Origin of the sequence: Salinivibrio sp. EAGSL (assembly GCF_013366455.1) — a bacterium.
GTDB classification, from domain to species: Bacteria; Pseudomonadota; Gammaproteobacteria; order Enterobacterales; family Vibrionaceae; genus Salinivibrio; species Salinivibrio costicola.
Genome location: NZ_JABWMG010000007.1, coordinates 96,602 through 114,143, shown reverse-complemented (window position 1 = coordinate 114,143; position 17,542 = coordinate 96,602). Strand labels below are relative to the sequence as shown.

Annotated in this window: 13 protein-coding genes and 1 pseudogene; 6 read left to right on the top strand and 8 right to left on the bottom strand. The window is 47.3% G+C overall.

Annotated elements, in window-relative coordinates; all coding sequences use genetic code 11:
- Positions 1-214: 214 nt before the first annotated feature.
- Positions 215-1,513 carry a PAS domain-containing methyl-accepting chemotaxis protein gene (locus tag HLG76_RS15110; protein WP_277918949.1) on the top strand — a complete coding sequence of 433 codons (1,299 nt, stop codon included), beginning with the start codon at positions 215-217 and terminating at the stop codon, positions 1,511-1,513.
- Positions 1,514-1,575: 62 nt separating this feature from the next.
- Here the strand turns inward: HLG76_RS15110 and HLG76_RS06100 are convergent, their stop codons facing one another.
- Together HLG76_RS06100 and HLG76_RS06095 are read right to left on the bottom strand one after the other, a co-directional pair.
- Complete coding sequence (locus HLG76_RS06100) at positions 1,576-2,013, bottom strand: YeeE/YedE family protein (RefSeq protein ID WP_077661453.1); 438 nt, start codon at positions 2,011-2,013, stop codon at positions 1,576-1,578.
- Between the two features lie 15 nt (positions 2,014-2,028).
- A complete protein-coding gene (locus tag HLG76_RS06095; protein ID WP_077661452.1) occupies positions 2,029-2,454 on the bottom strand; it encodes a YeeE/YedE family protein in 426 nt (141 codons plus the stop codon).
- A gap of 391 nt (positions 2,455-2,845) precedes the next feature.
- On the opposite strand from HLG76_RS06095, the gene HLG76_RS06090 reads away from it, so the two are divergent.
- Positions 2,846-4,327 carry a bifunctional diguanylate cyclase/phosphodiesterase gene (locus tag HLG76_RS06090; RefSeq protein WP_175993278.1) on the top strand — a complete coding sequence of 494 codons (1,482 nt, stop codon included), beginning with the start codon at positions 2,846-2,848 and terminating at the stop codon, positions 4,325-4,327.
- A 69-nt stretch (positions 4,328-4,396) separates the two neighbouring features.
- Here the strand turns inward: HLG76_RS06090 and HLG76_RS15105 are convergent, their stop codons facing one another.
- From HLG76_RS15105 to HLG76_RS06075, 3 genes are all read right to left on the bottom strand, one after another.
- A complete protein-coding gene (locus HLG76_RS15105; protein ID WP_077661450.1) occupies positions 4,397-6,139 on the bottom strand; it encodes a PAS domain S-box protein in 1,743 nt (580 codons plus the stop codon).
- 191 nt (positions 6,140-6,330) lie between these two features.
- Positions 6,331-8,031: an FAD-dependent oxidoreductase gene (locus HLG76_RS06080; RefSeq protein WP_077661449.1), complete on the bottom strand. Its 1,701-nt coding sequence runs from the start codon at positions 8,029-8,031 to the stop codon at positions 6,331-6,333.
- A 10-nt stretch (positions 8,032-8,041) separates the two neighbouring features.
- Complete coding sequence (locus tag HLG76_RS06075; protein WP_077460700.1) at positions 8,042-8,233, bottom strand: DUF2892 domain-containing protein; 192 nt, start codon at positions 8,231-8,233, stop codon at positions 8,042-8,044.
- 214 nt (positions 8,234-8,447) lie between these two features.
- Here HLG76_RS06075 and HLG76_RS06070 point away from each other — a divergent pair, with 214 nt between their 5' ends.
- From HLG76_RS06070 to HLG76_RS06055, 4 genes are all read left to right on the top strand, one after another.
- Entirely contained in the window at positions 8,448-8,786 is a 339-nt protein-coding gene (locus tag HLG76_RS06070; protein ID WP_021023582.1) for a helix-turn-helix transcriptional regulator, read from the top strand.
- Between the two features lie 135 nt (positions 8,787-8,921).
- Complete coding sequence (locus tag HLG76_RS06065) at positions 8,922-12,230, top strand: efflux RND transporter permease subunit (RefSeq protein ID WP_175993277.1); 3,309 nt, start codon at positions 8,922-8,924, stop codon at positions 12,228-12,230.
- Positions 12,227-13,291 carry an efflux RND transporter periplasmic adaptor subunit gene (locus HLG76_RS06060; protein WP_077677388.1) on the top strand — a complete coding sequence of 355 codons (1,065 nt, stop codon included), beginning with the start codon at positions 12,227-12,229 and terminating at the stop codon, positions 13,289-13,291. The genes HLG76_RS06065 and HLG76_RS06060 overlap by 4 nt, the downstream gene beginning before the upstream one ends.
- Before the next feature lie 65 nt (positions 13,292-13,356).
- Complete coding sequence (locus tag HLG76_RS06055; RefSeq protein WP_158009974.1) at positions 13,357-14,124, top strand: ABC transporter substrate-binding protein; 768 nt, start codon at positions 13,357-13,359, stop codon at positions 14,122-14,124.
- Positions 14,125-14,220: 96 nt separating this feature from the next.
- Here HLG76_RS06055 and HLG76_RS06050 read toward each other — a convergent pair.
- The 3 genes and pseudogenes from HLG76_RS06050 to HLG76_RS06040 form a co-directional block, all read right to left on the bottom strand.
- A pseudogene (locus tag HLG76_RS06050) lies at positions 14,221-14,951 on the bottom strand (substrate-binding periplasmic protein).
- A gap of 27 nt (positions 14,952-14,978) precedes the next feature.
- Complete coding sequence (locus HLG76_RS06045) at positions 14,979-16,532, bottom strand: methyl-accepting chemotaxis protein (protein WP_175993276.1); 1,554 nt, start codon at positions 16,530-16,532, stop codon at positions 14,979-14,981.
- 65 nt (positions 16,533-16,597) lie between these two features.
- A complete protein-coding gene (locus HLG76_RS06040) occupies positions 16,598-17,335 on the bottom strand; it encodes an ABC transporter substrate-binding protein (protein WP_077669172.1) in 738 nt (245 codons plus the stop codon).
- Positions 17,336-17,542 lie beyond the last annotated feature (207 nt).

Sequence of the window (17,542 nt, the reverse complement as noted above, 5' to 3'; positions counted from 1 at the left end):
TAATATATTTTTTGTTACATTTTTCATTCTTCTAATGCTTATTAGTTAATACGCCTGATTATCGGATAAATAAAGATGCTCTACGCTTTACTGATATTACGCGACTAATAACGTAGTTCACATACTTTAAAATGTTCTTGTGGATTGGCTAGCCACTGAAGTAAAGAAGCATGAAAAGTAACGATATGGTCCTAGAGTTAACGGGGGAGCCACCATGATGTTTAATCAAACTAGACGCCTACTTACCGAAAGCGAGACAAACAGAGAACAACTAGAAATCGAGCTTGATGCCATCATAGAAGGTGTTGCCACCATCACCTTCTCTCCTGATGGAATTGTGCTCAGTTGCAATCAACTATTACTTAATATTATTGGTTACGAGAGTAATGAAGTGGTTGGACAGCACCACTCGGCAGTATGTTTTCCTGAAACGACAGAGTCCCAAGAATACCGCGATTTTTGGATGCGTCTCGGTCAGGGCGAAAGACAGAAGGGCGTTTTTCGACGCCGGCACAAAAATGGTAACGAAATTTGGATGGATGCGTCTTATTTTCCAGTTAAAGATAAAACCGGACGAGTGGTTAAAGTTCGCAAAATCGCGTCCGATGTGACGCGAGTCCACCAAGAAAAAGCCAAAAAAGAGGCGTTGTTTATGGCGCTCGACCGTTCCATGGCGGCCATCATTTTTACCCCCCAAGGCAACATTATCCATGCTAACGACAATTTTTTAGCCACAGTGGGATATGAGTTAGATGACATTGTAGGGCAGCATCATCGTATATTCTGCGACGCTGACTTTTATGAGCAAAATCCGAACTTTTGGGCAGAGCTGGAAGATGGACAATTTAAGGGTGGACAATATCAACGGCGTGACAAATTGGGCAATGAAATCTGGTTAGAAGCCACTTATAACCCCATATTCGGTGATAGTGGGCGTGTTGAAAAGGTCGTGAAATTTGCTTCCAACATCACTGCAAGTGTGCAGAAAAGCCATGCAGTCTCTCAAGCCGCTGAACTCGCCCACCATTCGTCAGCCGCGACACTTCAACATGTTGAGGATGGTAGTGCTTTGCTCAAAGAAGCGGTCGATATCACTAGCCATGTCACTGAGAAAATGCAATCAACGGCTGAGCAACTCCACCAACTGACTGAGCACGCACAGAGCATTGAAGAGATTGTGACCACGATTAATCAAATCGCTGAACAAACCAATTTACTTGCTTTAAATGCTGCTATTGAAGCAGCTCGTGCCGGCGAGATGGGCAGAGGATTTGCTGTGGTAGCTGATGAAGTGAGAAGTTTAGCCAAACGCACCAGTGAATCGACAACACAAATCGCCAATGTTGTCGATGAAAATAGAAAATTGACCCATGGTGTGAGTGAGTCGATGGAAGAAGTGGCAGTAGAATCGGAGCAGAGCCGAGAAAAAATTGCCTCAGCGGAAACCGTCATGCGTGATATTTATGCCGGAGCTGAAGAGGTCTCTGATACAGTTCAACGTCTCGCTACTTAGCGCTAAACTTTGGCGCCCTGTCTAAAGCGGATATCAGGGCGCACCATCTCGCATGAGTCTATTTAAGTTTTTACTGGTGACGGTATTCGTGTTTGCTGAAGATAGGTTATGACGCGCATCCCGACTAGCATGCTAATCACAAATAGACCGATCGGTAGTGCGCCGGAGCCAATAGCCGTGATCGCCGGTCCTGGGCAAAGTCCGGCGAGTCCCCAGCCGGTGCCAAAGAGTAATGCGCCGCCGATGAGTTTTTTATCAAGCGTTTGCGTCTTGGGTAGACAAAATTGATCGGCCAGTACGGGGTTTTTCTGCCGACGTACGCCCAAAAAGTAGCCGGGAACAAAGACCAACAGCGCACCGCCCATCACAAACGCAAGGCTGGGATCCCACTGGCCGAATACATCCAGAAAGCCAATCACCTTCGCGGGATTGACCATGCCTGACACCATCATACCCACACCGAAGATAAAGCCTGAGAGTAGAGCAACAAGGCGAAACATAAGCGATAAACGTCCTTAAAAGTGTAAACGAACAAAAACAGTGACAAAGGCAGCACCCATAAAAGTGAGCGTTGCCACGATTGACCGTTTCGATAAGCGACCCATGCCACAAATGCCATGACCACTGGTACAGCCGTTACCTAATTTAGTGCCTATCCCGACCAGCAACCCCGCGAGTACGGCAACCATAGGTGTGAGTGCAGGCGCAAGGCTTGTGTAGTTGGGTAATTCGAAACCGATAAATGGCATGAAGACCCCCGCACTGACCATACCCAGCAAAAACAGACCTCGCCATTGAGCTTCACGGCCGTGTGATGATAACGCGCCTGACACAATACCGCTGATCCCGGCAATACGGCCATTGAGTGCTAAAAGTGCGAGACAGGCAGTGCCAACCAGCATGCCACCAAACAAGGCATCCCATGGGATTTGAAACGTCATGATTTTCCTCTCAGTGAGTCAAAAAACGTTATGGCTAAAGGAGAAGGGCAGCATACTTGAACACATTTATAAGTCAATACTAATTTAGGGTTGGGTGTTTTATTTGCTTGTTGGACGTGTTGACCTGTGTTAATCGTTGCTCCAATCTAATTTAAACTAGACTGAGCAATACGCACCGTCTTAGTCAGTAAAAACCGAAGGTGCAATCATAGAGTCGGTAGGTTACGCTCTCTGCATTTTGGTTATCTGAGCAACACTGGGCAAATTATACTTATTTGATTCAATAGCTTGAAGCTGTGAAGCGATAGAGCTGCTATACTCGACGAATATCACAGCCGTAGGTGTCAAAGAGGAGCAACTGAGCAGTGTTAAGAGATAAAAAAGGCTTTTAATGAAGAAAACAGCGTACTACGCACTAAAATTAGCATTAACTTACTTCTTTTTTGCTTCGTTGTGGATACTGTTTTCCGATAAATTGGTTAACGTGCTGTCCGATAATCTTGAAATGTATACTTGGGCACAGTCGTTCAAGGGGCACCTGTTCGTCGTTATTACCTCAGTGTTACTTTGGGGGTTAGCACAGAAAAATAATCGTGATTTAGAGCGAGCGAGTGACATCGATACGGTTACCGGGCTTCATAGTCCCTCCGTATTCATTCGTCGCGCTGATACATTACTGCAGCGTGCTAATGCTGAGTCGTGCTATATGTTGTTTGTACTCGACATTGATAACTACACGTCGGTAACCAATAAGCTGGGCTTTGATCGCACCAATCAACTGCTGATGGGGGTGGCGCGTAAAATAGATACGCCCACCGTGCCTGAAAACCTAACCTCGAGAGTTCACGCCGATAGATTTGCATGTTTGTTGACGTTGTCCGATGTTTGCGAAATGACGCCATACATTGACAAGTTACATCGTCAGTGTAACCAGTTTTTGCAACGATACGATAGAGACATTACCTGTTCGGTAGGCGTGGCGGTGTTTGACTCGGATGGCGAAGACACCACGGCTTTAATGACAGCGGCGACACGCGCATTGAACGAAGCGAAAAAGCATAAAAATGCCGTTGCATATCACGATATCCATCTGACAGAAGAGGCTAAAAAGCGGCAAAATCTTGTCTACGATCTTCGCCAAGCCATTGATGATAAGCAGATTGATATTGTTTTTCAGCCACAGTATCGCTTGTCTTCTGGAGAGTTAACCGGCCTAGAGGTGTTGGCAAGATGGACACACGGTCAATATGGCAATATACCCCCGAGTGTGTTCATTCCCCTAGCTGAAGAGCAGCATTTTTGCGAGGATTTAACGGCACTGGTGTTAGAAAAAGCCGCCAAACAACTAAACGAAAGTCAGCTGCTAGGCAATATGGTTAAACGGGTATCGGTCAATATCTCCGCGGTTGAATTTAACAGTGTGGACGCGATAGCACGTATCGATACCTATTTGCAGGCTAACCCTGAGTTCGCTCGTTATCTTTGCCTGGAGATCACAGAAACTGCCGCATTAGATGACATTATTGAGTGCGCGCGGGTTGTTGATACACTTAAACGCCATGGCGTTACCTTTTCGATCGATGATTTTGGTGTCGGCTATACCTCGTTGGGTATTTTTAACCGGATCAACGTGGATGAAATTAAGATTGATCGTAGTTTTATCCAGGCGATGGAAAAAGACCACCGTGCTAAAGCGATTACTGCCGGCATTATCGGGATTGCTAAAGGTTTGGGTATTCATGTTGTAGCTGAAGGTATAGAAACGCGTGCGCAACTAGCGTTACTAAAACAGCTCGATTGTGAATACGCGCAGGGTTTTTATCTTGGACATCCAGCGCCTTTAGAGCAGTTGGCTATAGTCCAGTCGGTTTAATGGTCATGACTTTGGCCAACGTATAAAAAGAAAAAGCGCGAGTGTTTTTATCTCGCGCTTATTGACGCTCTAGCTTTCAATGTCGTTCAATAAAACCGCAAGCTCATCAATGCTTTGAACCGTACTTTCTACCAACTCGCTAATTTGTTTGCTCGATTGGTGAGAGACTTGAGCCAACTGGCGAACCTCATCGGCGACCACCGCAAAGCCGCGTCCGAGCTCACCGGCACGAGCGGCCTCGATCGCTGCGTTCAGTGCCAGAAGATTGGTGCGCTCGGAAATGTTGTTGATAGTATCAATAATTTTCATCACTTCCTGGCTTGACTGAGAAACGGACTGCATTGATGTTTGCGTTTTTGCCACGGTTTTACGTCGAGCACTGATATCAATACCAAACATGACATAATTGAGTATATTGCCGGAAAAATCTTTGAGTACACAAATCCTCGCATCAATTGCGAGTTGCTCCCCTTTTCCATTAAACTCAATGAGGGTAGAGGCATGGCCTTGTTTATCGATACTTTCTTTTAATTCGTGTGTGATTTTATGGTAGATGTCATAGGAGGCGTCTTCGCATCGCGTACCGATATTTTTCAAGGCGTCTTCAAATAGAGAGTTTATGGAATCAAGTTTACCGTCGGGGCAAATTTCCATAATAACTAATGCGCCGCTGATAGCATCTAATTTGCGGGTGAAATCTAAGTAGGTTTGTTTTACCTGAGTAATATTGGCCTGCACAGAGATATAGTGCGTAATATGGTGGTTATCATCCCTAATAGGATTAATGGAGAGTGAAATCCAGTAAGGCTCACCATTTTTGCTGTAGTTAAGAATCTCATCATAGAAGGGCTCATGGCGGGCAAGATGATCACGAATGTTTTGCACGGTTTCAGGACTAGTATCTGCTCCTTGAAGAATATGACCAGGCTTTTTGCCTCTCATCTCATCTAAGCTATACCCTGACATCCGCTCAAAACCACGGTTTACATAAACCACTTCTCCTTGTGGGTTAGTGACTATAACCGCATTATCGGTTTCGTTTGCCACCATGGACAATAACTGCATTTCTTCCCGGCGTTGCACAGTCTCAGTGACATCTTTTACAAAGGCAGTATAAAGTGTTCGATTACCAAGATGTACCTTCGATAATGAGAGCTGCCCCCAGAGTCGATGACCATCCTTATGTTCGATCTCGACTTCTCTACTGGTGCCAACAATTCTATCTTCGCCGGTCTTTCGGTTGCGATTTACATAGTCATCATGGTTGGCTTGGATTGCATGAGGCACCAACATTTTAACGTTCTTGCCATGAACATCTTCTTTGCTGTATCCCCACAGCTGCTCGGCCGCTTTGTTATAAAAGGTAATACAATTATTTTCATCAATACACACCACAGCATCAAGCGCTTGTTCGAGGGTTTGGGTCATCATCTCTCGCGCATCTCGTTCAGCGGTAACATCACGAACAAATGCCGTGTAATGAATTTTGCCAGAGACGCGTATCTTGGATAAAGACAGTTGCACCCAAGTCAATGAGCCGTCTTTTCGTCTGAGCTGCACTTCACGAGAACGCCCGACGATGCGATCTTCGCCCCCAGATCTGTGTCGGTTAACGTAGCTGTCGTGGTTGGCTTGTAATTCGGTGGGGATCAGCATTGCTACGTTCTTTCCTTTCACCTCGCTTGCTGAATATCCCCAAATGTCCTCTGCTGCCTGATTAAAGAAAGTGATGTTATTGTGGTGATCAATGGTGACAACCGCGATAATTGCTTGCTCAAGCGCTTGTAGGTGAGAGTTAGAACGACCTAGCATATTGATCCTCTCTGTTAATGGCCTTTAAGCTGTGAGACAAAAGGTGTGAGCCCTAAGTCGGTACCTTTATTATCAATAAAACTGACAAATTATGATGGTAACTTAATAGGTATAAGCCAGGTTGGGCGGGTTTTCCAATAAACAAAAAGCGCGAGCATTGGCTCGCGCTTTTGACTGGCAATGATTCGCGTTTAAGCTGTGGCAAACTTGTAAGTGCGATAGCCGCCTAGTAAATTACGGGCTTTAAAGCCATGATTGACTAACTGGCGATAGGCGACGTTGCCGCGCAAGCCGACTTGGCAGTAAATCAAAATTTCTTTGTCTTTGGGAAGCTCATGAATGCGCCCGCGCAGTTCGTCAACCGGAATATGGATATCGCCTTCGATATACTCTCCGTTTTCGCGTTCAGGGGCATTGCGCACATCCAGAAGCACTTGATCATCACCTAGGGTCGCTAAATCGTGATAATGAACCGCTTTTGCGTCACCTTTAATCAGGTTAGTTGCTACAAACGCGGCTTGGTTGATCACATCTTTAGCACTGCCATACGGTGGGGCATAGGTCAGCTCCAAATGCTGCAGTTGCTCAACCGTCATCCCGGCACGCTGTGCAACCGCCATGACATCAATGCGTTTATCAATGCCATCTTTGCCTACCGCTTGTGCGCCTAAAATAGCGCCCGTGTCGGGTGCAAATAACATTTTAAACGAGACAATTTCTGCGCCCGGGTAGTAACCCGCATGACTTGCCGCGTGAACATAGACTTTTTGGTAATCAATGTTGGCCTGTTTAAGTTGCTTCTCATTTTGGCCCACAGAGGCAACGGCCAGATCGAAAATCTTACAAATGGCGGTGCCTTGGGTGCCAAGATAATGCTCAGTGCTTCCTAGCATGTTGTCAGCGGCCATGCGCCCTTGACGGTTAGCCGGTCCAGCCAGTGGTACCAGCGTCGGCTTGTGAGTGACAAAGTCGATTTCTTCGACGGCATCCCCGACCGCATAAATATCTGGGTCTTGGGTCTGCATGGTGCTGTTGACCACGATCCCGCCTTTTTCACCAATCGCCAGGCCGGCCTGTTGTGCTAGGGTGACTTCAGGTTTTACGCCGACAGCCATGATCAACAATTCAGTGTGTAGCGTGTCACCATTATTTAGCGTGAGGCTCAGTGAACCTTCTAAGTGTTGCGGTTCACTGGGTTCACCGGCGTCATCACTGGCCACATGCGTGGTTGGAATGTATTCGGCCGACGCCAAGGCCGTCCCCAGGCGTAAATCAATGCCATGATCACGAATGCTCTGATGGGCAAAGCCTGCCATTTCGCGGTCAACCGGCGTCATCACCTGATCGGCCATTTCTAAAAGGGTGGTTTCAATGCCACGCTGATGGAGTGCTTCCATCATCTCGAGACCAATAAAGCCTCCGCCGACGACAGTTGCGTGACTAGGATTGTTCATCTCGATGGTGTGCAAAATTGCATCCATGTCCGGGATGTTGCGCAAAGAATGTGTGAGTGGGTTATCTAAGCCAGGAATCGGCGGCATAATTGGCGCCGCGCCAGGGCTTAATAGTAATTTGTCGTAGCTCTCTTGATAGGTGCTGCCATCGGCCCGAGTGACCGTAACGGTTTTGTTTTCGCGGTCAATGTTACTGACGGCGCTATTAATACGCACATCGACATTAAAGCGCGCACGAAAACTATCTGGCGTTTGTAGCAAGAGCTTACTGCGATCCGTGATATCGCCACCGATATGGTAAGGCAAACCACAGTTAGCGAACGAAACGTAGGGGCCGCGTTCGAACATAATGATCTCAGCGTCCTCGGTCAGACGGCGTGCACGAGCTGCAGCAGAAGCGCCACCGGCGACGCCTCCAATAATTACTATCTTGGTCATTTTGACTCCGTTAAGCGTGACGTAATCCAAGTTTTTTCAGGAAAAAGGCTGCCGGACAAATCCCTGTAAACGCGCTTTGAATGAGGTTTACGCCCACGAATACAGTAAGCCAAACAAATTGGCTGTGCACGGTGAGGGTAAGTACCACAGAAAGCAGCACTATGCTGCCAGCGATCACGCGAACTGCATTTTCAATTGTCATTGTAAGACTCCTTTGCATTGATATTGCACTGTAGCTACCGCTCGACTGACGTTGGTTGCTTTGGGTGCGTGTCCTGTTATATGGATTGAATCCAGCGTTACTTTCACTGTAGTCGCTATGTTTAGAAAAGTCTAATGATAATCTGTCTAAATTAGAGTTGACTAAACAATAAGAGGGGCTAAGCTTAAGGAAGTCCTTACAACAGGAGCCTAACATGGTGGTTCAGACAGGGTTATATGAAAAAGATGATGTGCCTGATATGGACATTGGCGCAATGCGACAACAAGCATCGAAAGCGGCGACCTTGTTGAAGGTAATGGCGCATCCTGAGCGCCTGGTGGTGTTATGTCAGCTACTGGCTGGAGAGACCCATGTGGGACAGTTGCAACAAGGTTCGAGCCTCAGTCAGTCGGCGTTTTCTCAACACTTAAGCGTGCTCAAACGTCATCAACTGGTGAGCGTACGTAAATCATCACAGCAGGTATTTTATCGCTTACGAGATCCCAACGTCGCGGATATTATCGCCACGTTACAACGCATCTATTGCCCGTAATCTTGATTTATTACTCGTTGTTGTGATGCTACCAACATATCAGACGGCGATGGTTAACTAAGTTATATCTAGGCATGTAGACGTTATATCCATTCCGAAAAGGATGCGCACGGACGACAGCAACAAGGAACTGCTATGCGAGATGATCAACCTCAAGGCCCGTTTATTACCCGTGTGATGAACAGTTTTTTTCCGCCTATTTTAATTGCGTTGGCACTTTTGGTTGGGGCTGCCGCGCTGTGGCTTACACCCAAAGAGGAAGATCCGCAAATTGTGGTGCCGATGGCAGATGTGCTGATACAAGCACCGGGCTTAAGCGCGCAACAAGTGGCAAAGCAGGTGACGCAGCCGCTAGAGAAAAAAGTCAGTCAAATAGACGGGGTGGAGTATGTTTATTCCACGACACAAACCGGATCGGCGCGTGTGACCGTGCGTTTTTATGTCGGAGAAGATCGCGAATCAGCGCTGGTCAAGCTATATAACAAGCTGTACGCCAACCAAGATGCGATCCCTGCCGCGGTGAGCGAGTGGGCGATTAAGCCGGTTGAAATTGATGATGTCCCTATTGTGATGGCGGCGCTGCGTAGCGATAAGCCAGATACTGTCGATCATTACGCGCTGCGTCGTATTGCTGAGCAAGCCACCTTGGATTTAAAAGCCCTTCCCCAAACCAATGTGGTTAACGTTGTCGGGGGTATGCCACGCCAGGTGTTAGTGGCTTTCGATCCGGCGGCAATGGCAAGTTATCAAATCAGTGTGGCCGATTTAACCCGTGCGTTTTCACTGAGTCATCAAAAACGTAACGCCGGTGATATTCAGCATCAAGGCCAGCGGTATGTCCTTGAAACCGGACAGTGGTATCAAAGCCGTGACGATATTCGCCAGTTGGTTGTCGCGGTTGTGAATGGCAAGCCTGTGTACTTACAAGATGTCGCCACGTTAAGTGATGGTCCCACTGAGGCCAGCACCGATACTTGGATCCAATCGCAACAACAGACCAAACCGCATCCCGCTGTATTTATCTCGGTTGCCAAGCAAAAAGGCTCGAACGCGGTGACGGTTGCCGACGATGTAACGCGCACCCTCGATCGTTTAGCGAATACCCAGTTCCCGGAGGGCGTAGAGGTTGAGATTATTCGCAACTATGGTCAAACCGCTGATGCTAAAGTCAATAATTTAGTCTCGAGCTTAGGTATTGCCGTGCTGACCGTGGTGGTGTTTGTGGGGCTGTTTTTAAACTGGCGCAGTGCCTTGGTCGTGGCCATCGCGATTCCGATTAGCTATGGCGCGGCACTGGGGCTTGATCTCGCTTTTGGGTATTCCATCAATCGTGTCACCTTGTTTGCTCTGATTTTGGCGTTGGGCCTGATTGTCGATGACCCAATAGCCAGTATCGATAATATTGAGCGCCACCTGACCCATGATAATAAGCCGCGGGGTCGCACCATTGTGCTGGCGATGCTGGAAATCAAACGGGCACTGATCATGTCGACGGTGGCGATTGTTATTGTGTTTACTCCGATGTTTTTTATCACCGGGATGATGGGACCTTACATGGCGCCACTGGCATTTAATGTGCCTGTGAGTGTGGTGATCAGTACCTTGGTGGCGTTTTTAGTCACGCCTTGGCTGGCGAAAAAAATTGTTCGTGCCTCGAATAAGGGTGATGACTATCGTATGGAAACGACACCACTTTATCGGGGCTATCGTCGACTATTACTTCCCCTGTTAGAAAATAATCGCCGTGCGAAAAGGTTTCTTATGGTAGTAGGGGGGCTGTTTGTGGTAGCGGCGATGTTACCGGCGCTACGTCTCGTGCCGCTTAAACTCTTACCCTATGACAACAAAAACGAATTTCAGGTGGTGTTGGATTTGCCAGAAACCGCCAGTTATGTCGAGACCTCGAATGCATTACGTGAGATGAACACTTATCTTCAGCAGCAAGCGGAAGTTGTCTCTGTGTCGGGGTTTGCGGGGCTTGCATCACCGATGGATTTTAATGGCATGGTGCGTCATTATTTTGCGCGAAATGCCCCCTATCAGGGCGAATTGCGCGTCGTCTTGGTGGATAAGCAGCGGCGAGAATTACAATCACATGGTTTAGTGACCCGCTTGCGTGATGATCTGGAATCGATCGCAGCCAAACATAATGCCGACATACAACTGGTGGAAATGCCACCCGGCCCACCTGTACTGGCGACCCTTGTCGCAGAAGTCTATGGTGCACCGAGTACGCCTTATGCAGATATTCAAGCGCAAGCCCAACAGGTTGCGGCGCGATTGGAACGAGAAGCGTTAGTCTCGGAAGTCAGTACCAGTATTCAAGGACCGCTATCGCGCTGGCAGTTTGTGGTCGATCAAGAAAAAGCGGCATTGTCTGGCGTTGCTATCACTGATATTAACCAAGCATTGCGCGCGGCCAATCAAGGCGTCACGTTGGCTCACCTGGCGGATGCTGATGAAATCGATCCCTTACCGGTCACGCTGCGTTTAGCCCCGGATGCACGCGATAAACTGGATACCTTATTAGCGCTTCATATACGAGGCCGTGCCGGTGTCGCAAAACAATCGGTGCAAGGCGCTTTGGTCGATGCACCGCAACCGCTGGTGGCATTAAGCGAGTTGGGGCATTTTGAGCGACAACCGGTGGACCAACCGATTTATCATAAAAATCTTCAGCCTGTGGTGTATGTCTATGCCGAGCCAATTGGACGTGTACCTGGGGAGGTGGTCGCTGATGTGATCGCTGACTTTAATCAGCCAAAAACGGATACACCACGGCCGCTTGCAGCGCGTAGTTACCTCGACAATGGTGCTGGTGATGGTTGGCAGGTGCGTGACGATATTAATGTTGTTTGGAGCGGCGAGGGAGAGTGGAAGATCACCATTGATGTATTCCGTGACCTTGGTATAGCTTACGGCGCCGCTTTGTTAGGCGTCTTTATCGTGATGCTAATCCAAACCGGCTTACCGGCGGTGTCTGGGATGATTATGCTGGCAATTCCCCTCACGGTAATCGGCATCATGCCCGGTTTTTGGTTGCTTAATGGCTTAAGTGGCGACATTAACGGCTATCCAAACCCAGCACTTTTCACCGCTACCGCGATGATAGGCATGATTGCATTGGCCGGCATCGTGGTGCGTAACTCCCTGGTATTGATTGAATTTATTCAGCAATCATTGGCGCGCGGTATGGAACTTAGTGAAGCCTTAATACAAGCGGGAGCGGTACGTATGCGGCCGATTTTGCTGACCGCCGGTACCACCTTATTAGGGAATGTGATTATTACCCTTGACCCCATTTTTAATGGTCTCGCATGGGCCATTATTTTCGGGATTGCGGCATCAACCGTCTTTACCTTGCTGGTTGTGCCTGTGGTGTACAACTTAGCGTATCAAAATCATCCTACCCATGGCTTACCGGCAGAAGGAGACGAGGCATGAATAAGAAAAAAGGATTACAGGCCGTCGTGCTGGGCACTGGATTGTTAGTGCTATTTCTTGGTATGGCTGGGGTCTTTACAGAAAAGGTGACCTCAAAGGCCAGCTCTTCGCAAGGAGCGGACGATCATAACACCTTGACGCTTACCGCGATTGAGCAGCCGCAAACCCGAACTTTTTCAGGGCAGCTGGTGGCGCGGCAAAACGCAACATTGGCGGCGCGAATGACGGCAACGGTTGCCGATGTCCTGGTCGATGTTGGCGATCGCGTGGAGCAAGGCGATATACTGATCCGCTTAGACAACGCCGATCTCAGTGCTAAAGTGCGCCAAGTGCAACAAGCACTGGCCTCAGCACAGTCACAACTGAATACTGCGCGCAGCGATTATCGCCGGATGGAAACCTTATTAGCGAAAAAGCTCGTGCCGCAATCACAATTCGATGATGCCGAGAACCGCTTAAATACCGCGCGCTCTGAATACCGCCGGGCGATCGCGGCAGTGGATGAGGCCGAAACCCAGTTCGGATTTAGTCTAGTGCGCGCGCCATTTACTGGACTGATCACCGAAAAAATTATCAATCAAGGGGATACGGCGACGCCGGGTGCAGCGATGCTGACGTTGTACAACCCAGACAGTATGGAGGCACAAGTGAACATCGCCGAGTCTTCACTGCCTTTTGTGACTATTGGAGACACGCTTCATCTACGCTTGCCAACTTATGAAAAAACACTGACCGGAACGATACGCACGATCACGCCGGCCGCCGATGCGACGTCACGTAGCTATCGCGTTGCTTTGACTTTGCCTGTTACAGACGGTGAAGATCAGGCACGACTACCTGGCATGTTTGTTAAAGTGACAGTGTCACAAAAGGCAGACTCTATTTTATCGGTTCCTGCTAACGCGCGTTACCAAATTGGTCAACTTGACTATGTGAACGTGGTTGAAGACAACCAAATTATAAGACGCTTGGTGGTACTGACCGAAGAGGGCCGAGTGCGAAAAGGGCTAAAGGCTGGCGAAACTGTATTACTGCATCCTAAATCGCAGAAGACTGACTGATCGCGTTCGCATTTTTAACAATGTCGACGATACTTAGAGGTGAGTTATCCCTCAAGGAGTTGACTATGAAGATTGCGTTACTCTCTGCCACGGCCTTAGCCGGCAGCTTATTATCAGGACCAGCGATGGCACTCGATACCTCATCGCTTAAAGTGTGTGGTGATGGGGCGAATTGGCCACCTTTTCACTATAAAAAAGGCGAGAATATCGAAGGCTATGACATTGATGTCCTCAATGCCATCTTTCAAAACAGCGGAGTAGATGTATCGGTAGATTTACCGCCGTGGAAGCGGTGCGTTTTTGAGACAAAATCAGGTAATTACGACATTGCGCTCAGCGCATCTTACAGCGAAGAACGCGATCGTGATTTTCTTTTAACTGACTATTATTACACTCTGCAGCCTAGCTATATTTACTCAACCCAACAACATCCGAATGGCCTGAACATCGAGACAGCGGATGATATTAACCAGCTGCGGATGTGTGGCCTTTTGGGCTATAACTACACAGGGTTCAGTGTTGATGATAGCCAGGTGAGGAAGTCAGCAAAAGACTTTAAGCAACTGGTAAAACAGACGCAAGCAGGGCGCTGTGATGTATTTTTAGCACGCTACGAGATACTCGCAGGGTTCAAAGCAGCACAAGGCATTGATTACCTCGCTGGCGGGATGCAAGTCGAGCCGATTCCCGGCAATATGGGTGATAAGTTCCATATGATGATTTCGCGTGAACACCCAGAGGCTAATGAGATAAAAGCATTGCTCGACCAAAACTTTGAATCCATGCGCCAGTCTGGTCAATTAAAATCAATACTTGATGGTTATTTAGACTAAATGGTTATTTAAATTAAACGTGCGAACTTAACGCACGTAAATCGTAATAAAAGAGGTGCAATCGCACCTCTTTTTGTGTCATGGGTGCATTGTTTATTAATCGACACCGTATTTTTTCACGATTTTTTCAAATGTACCGTTTGCCTTGATAGCTTTAAGTCCTTGGTTGTAAGCATCAATAATCGCTCTTCCATCTGGGTTGGCCTTACCACTCGTCACATGCAAAGCGTTGGTTGATAGTGACTTATCAGTAAAAGAAAACTGGTTACTATCAAGCCCTTCTTTTTGCATGACGGACTGGGCGACGATTTTATCTTCCAGAGTCAAATCTATTCGGCTGGCTAGTAACTTCTTTAAATTTGTTGCAAGATTATTGGCAACTGGTTTTTCAAAGTTTGTGGCATTTAAGAAGGCATCACCATAACCGTAATCACGCACAACACCAACGGCTTTACCCTCAAGATCATTCAAGTTAGAGAATTGGAAGTCATCGCCAGAGCGTTTTATAAACGTCAGCTCGTTATCCATGTATGCATCACTATAGTGCAAAATTCAGTGCGATCTTTGGTGTGCCACGTTGCCGGTAATATATCGATATTCCCTTTATTCACTGCATCCAGTGCACGTGCCCATGGCATATTTTTAAAGTCCACCTGATAGCCTTGTGTTTCCATGGCTGCTGTTACTAGCTCAACAGAAATACCAGGCCGCTCTGGATCCGCAGTCACGAAAGGTGGCCAAGGATCTTGCGCAGCTGTCAATGTTTTAGCCATGGCACTGGGTATAAGTAGTAATAACCCTAAGCCAACTGAGATTAACTTTTTCATGTGTTCTCCTTTTTATTAGCGCTTGAGCTAGGTTTTAAACTTCTCCATTTGCCCTTTGATATCCTCACTGAGCGTCAGCACTTTATCAGTGCGCGTGGCATTATCTTGCGCCCCTTCTGTAACCTGATTAGTCGCTTCTGAGGCCTCGTTAATCGCTTGGCTGACTTCATCGATGGCCTGACGCTGCTCATCGGTTGCTTGCGAAATCTGGCCGCTACGCTCAGAAATATCCGTAATGGTTTCGCGCACTTGGCTAACGGATTCTTGTGATTCTGATACGCGCCCTGCGGTGCTTTCTAGAATGCTACTAATACGATTGATTTCTTTTTCAACCGATTCCGTTGCGTCACTCAGTGACTTAATGTTGGATTGGATTTTCTCAGTCGATTCGCTGGTTTTCACTGATAAGCTACGCACTTCATCGGCGACAACCGCAAACCCTCGCCCTTGTTCGCCCGCTCGTGCCGCCTCAATCGCGGCATTCAATGCTAATAAGTTTGTTTGTTCTGAAATATCGTTGATCACGTTGACGACATCTGAAATTTTCTCACCCTCTTCTAACAGCTTGTGCATTTCAGTATTCACATTTTCCATCTCAGTGCGCATGTTAATAATTTCAGACGCTGAACTTTCAATAGTGCCGTAGACTTGATTGACAAGGTCGGTTGCATTGGCAGCATGTGTCGCTGCATCATTCGCTGTATCCGCAACCGTTGCGATCGACTGATTCATTTGTGTTGCGGCCGCAGCGACGGTAGACAGGCTCTGTTTTTGCTGTTCTAAACGCTCGGCGTTGGTTCGTGCCATTTGTCCACTTTCTGCTGAGACGCTGGCGAGATTAATCGATGCCTGTGTCACTTCATTGACGATCTCACGAAGAGAGGCGGTGAAATGATTAATATGTTCGGTTATCTGAGCAAATTCTTTATACTTTGGCGCGGGGATAACTTTAGAAAGATCACCATCGCCACTGGCCAATTCACGAACTCTAGCAGTGAGATCATTGAGTGGTTTCACCACCGTTGCAGTGAGTGCCAGAATTAGGAACACAATAATGACAATATCAAGCACGACGAGTTCGATAACGCTTCGTTTCAGTGTGTCTGCTAGTGCGGCTTCTAATCGCTCAGTGTTGTAGAAAACTTGCAATGTACCGACTAGATTGGTTTCTCCATATTCTGTAAATGACAGCTCGTTCTCTTTCAGCATCATCGACTCGTACATCGATTTTTCACCATCACCAATCGTTTTTGCCTGCCTTTCACCGTCTTTGCCATTGTCTTGGCCAAGACGCAAAAACACAATGGCTTCGCCTTGTTTATCAAGCACTCTTACCGCTTTTATATCTGGCGCTTTGAGCTCGGCAGAAATGGATAACTTCGCCGCTTCCAAATCAAAATCCCAAATCGCTTTTGGGAGACTGAGGTTCATTCGGTTGGTGGCGTTAGCCACGGTGGTTTCAAGCGCGCTACTCAGTTCCTTTTTCGTGCTCTGGTAATCAATATAACTTGATATGCCTAACACGATAGAAACAGCAATAACCACTTGAGTGACAAATATTGCTTTAAGACTCTTAAACATAGCGCTACTCTTCCATTTGTCTTTGCCGCACGATCCATTTCGATCGCTTTTATTGGTAAGGGAGATTATTCGCCCAAACGTTCTTTCATTATCTGTTCGATATCGATTTTCTTGAGCCCTTGATTAACGATATCGCGCCACTTTTTTCCCGCCTCATTGTTAGCAAATGCGATATGGAGTTGTTTGTCGACGAGAAGCTTTTTGTTCATTTGTAGATTGGCTTTTACTGCACTAAGGGCAGGATCATTCTCTTTGAGGTAATCCAGAACGTTGGCATCAACCACCGCGAGAGGGATACGCTCTCGGCCCACTTTTTGTAGGTTTTGGGTATCGCTGGTGACGTCGGAGGATTTTAATGAACCATTCGCAATACGGGCATCTAATTCCGGTGTGTTGACGTAACCACGGACGACACCAATCGTGTGAGGTGCAAGATCATCAAGCGTTGACCATTCGATAGGGCGGTTAACGTTTTCAACAAAACCCAGTGGCCCGGTTCCTATAGGATCAGAGAAAATGAGATCATCTGTCCCATAGTGATACTCTGGGAAATACCCTGCATATTTGGCATCGTTTTTTACCAGGTACACGGTGCGCGACCAAGGATAAAACTCGACATTTAGCTCATGACCCATGGCCTGAACCGCTGCGCGCACAACAGCGACAGAGGCGCCTTGATCCGGTAAGTTTTTACCAGAATAAGGGGGCCATTCAAGAGATGGCATAGTCAGCACATCGGCACGAGCGGGTGTCGTGATCAGTAGTAATGCTGAGAAAGCGAGTGTGAACAGGTGTTTGAGCATGGTGCCTCCAATTTTTTTATCTTCTTATAAGCGTAGACGAGATAAAAAATATGAGCGTCGTGATCTTTTTTTAGCTGTGATAATCGTGTGATTAATGTCTATAACATGATGAAAGCTATAAATTTATATGCACGCTCAGCGTTTACATTGATAGCTAAATCATCAAAGAGAAAAAGGATAGACCTTAAATTGTCTATCTTTTCAGTA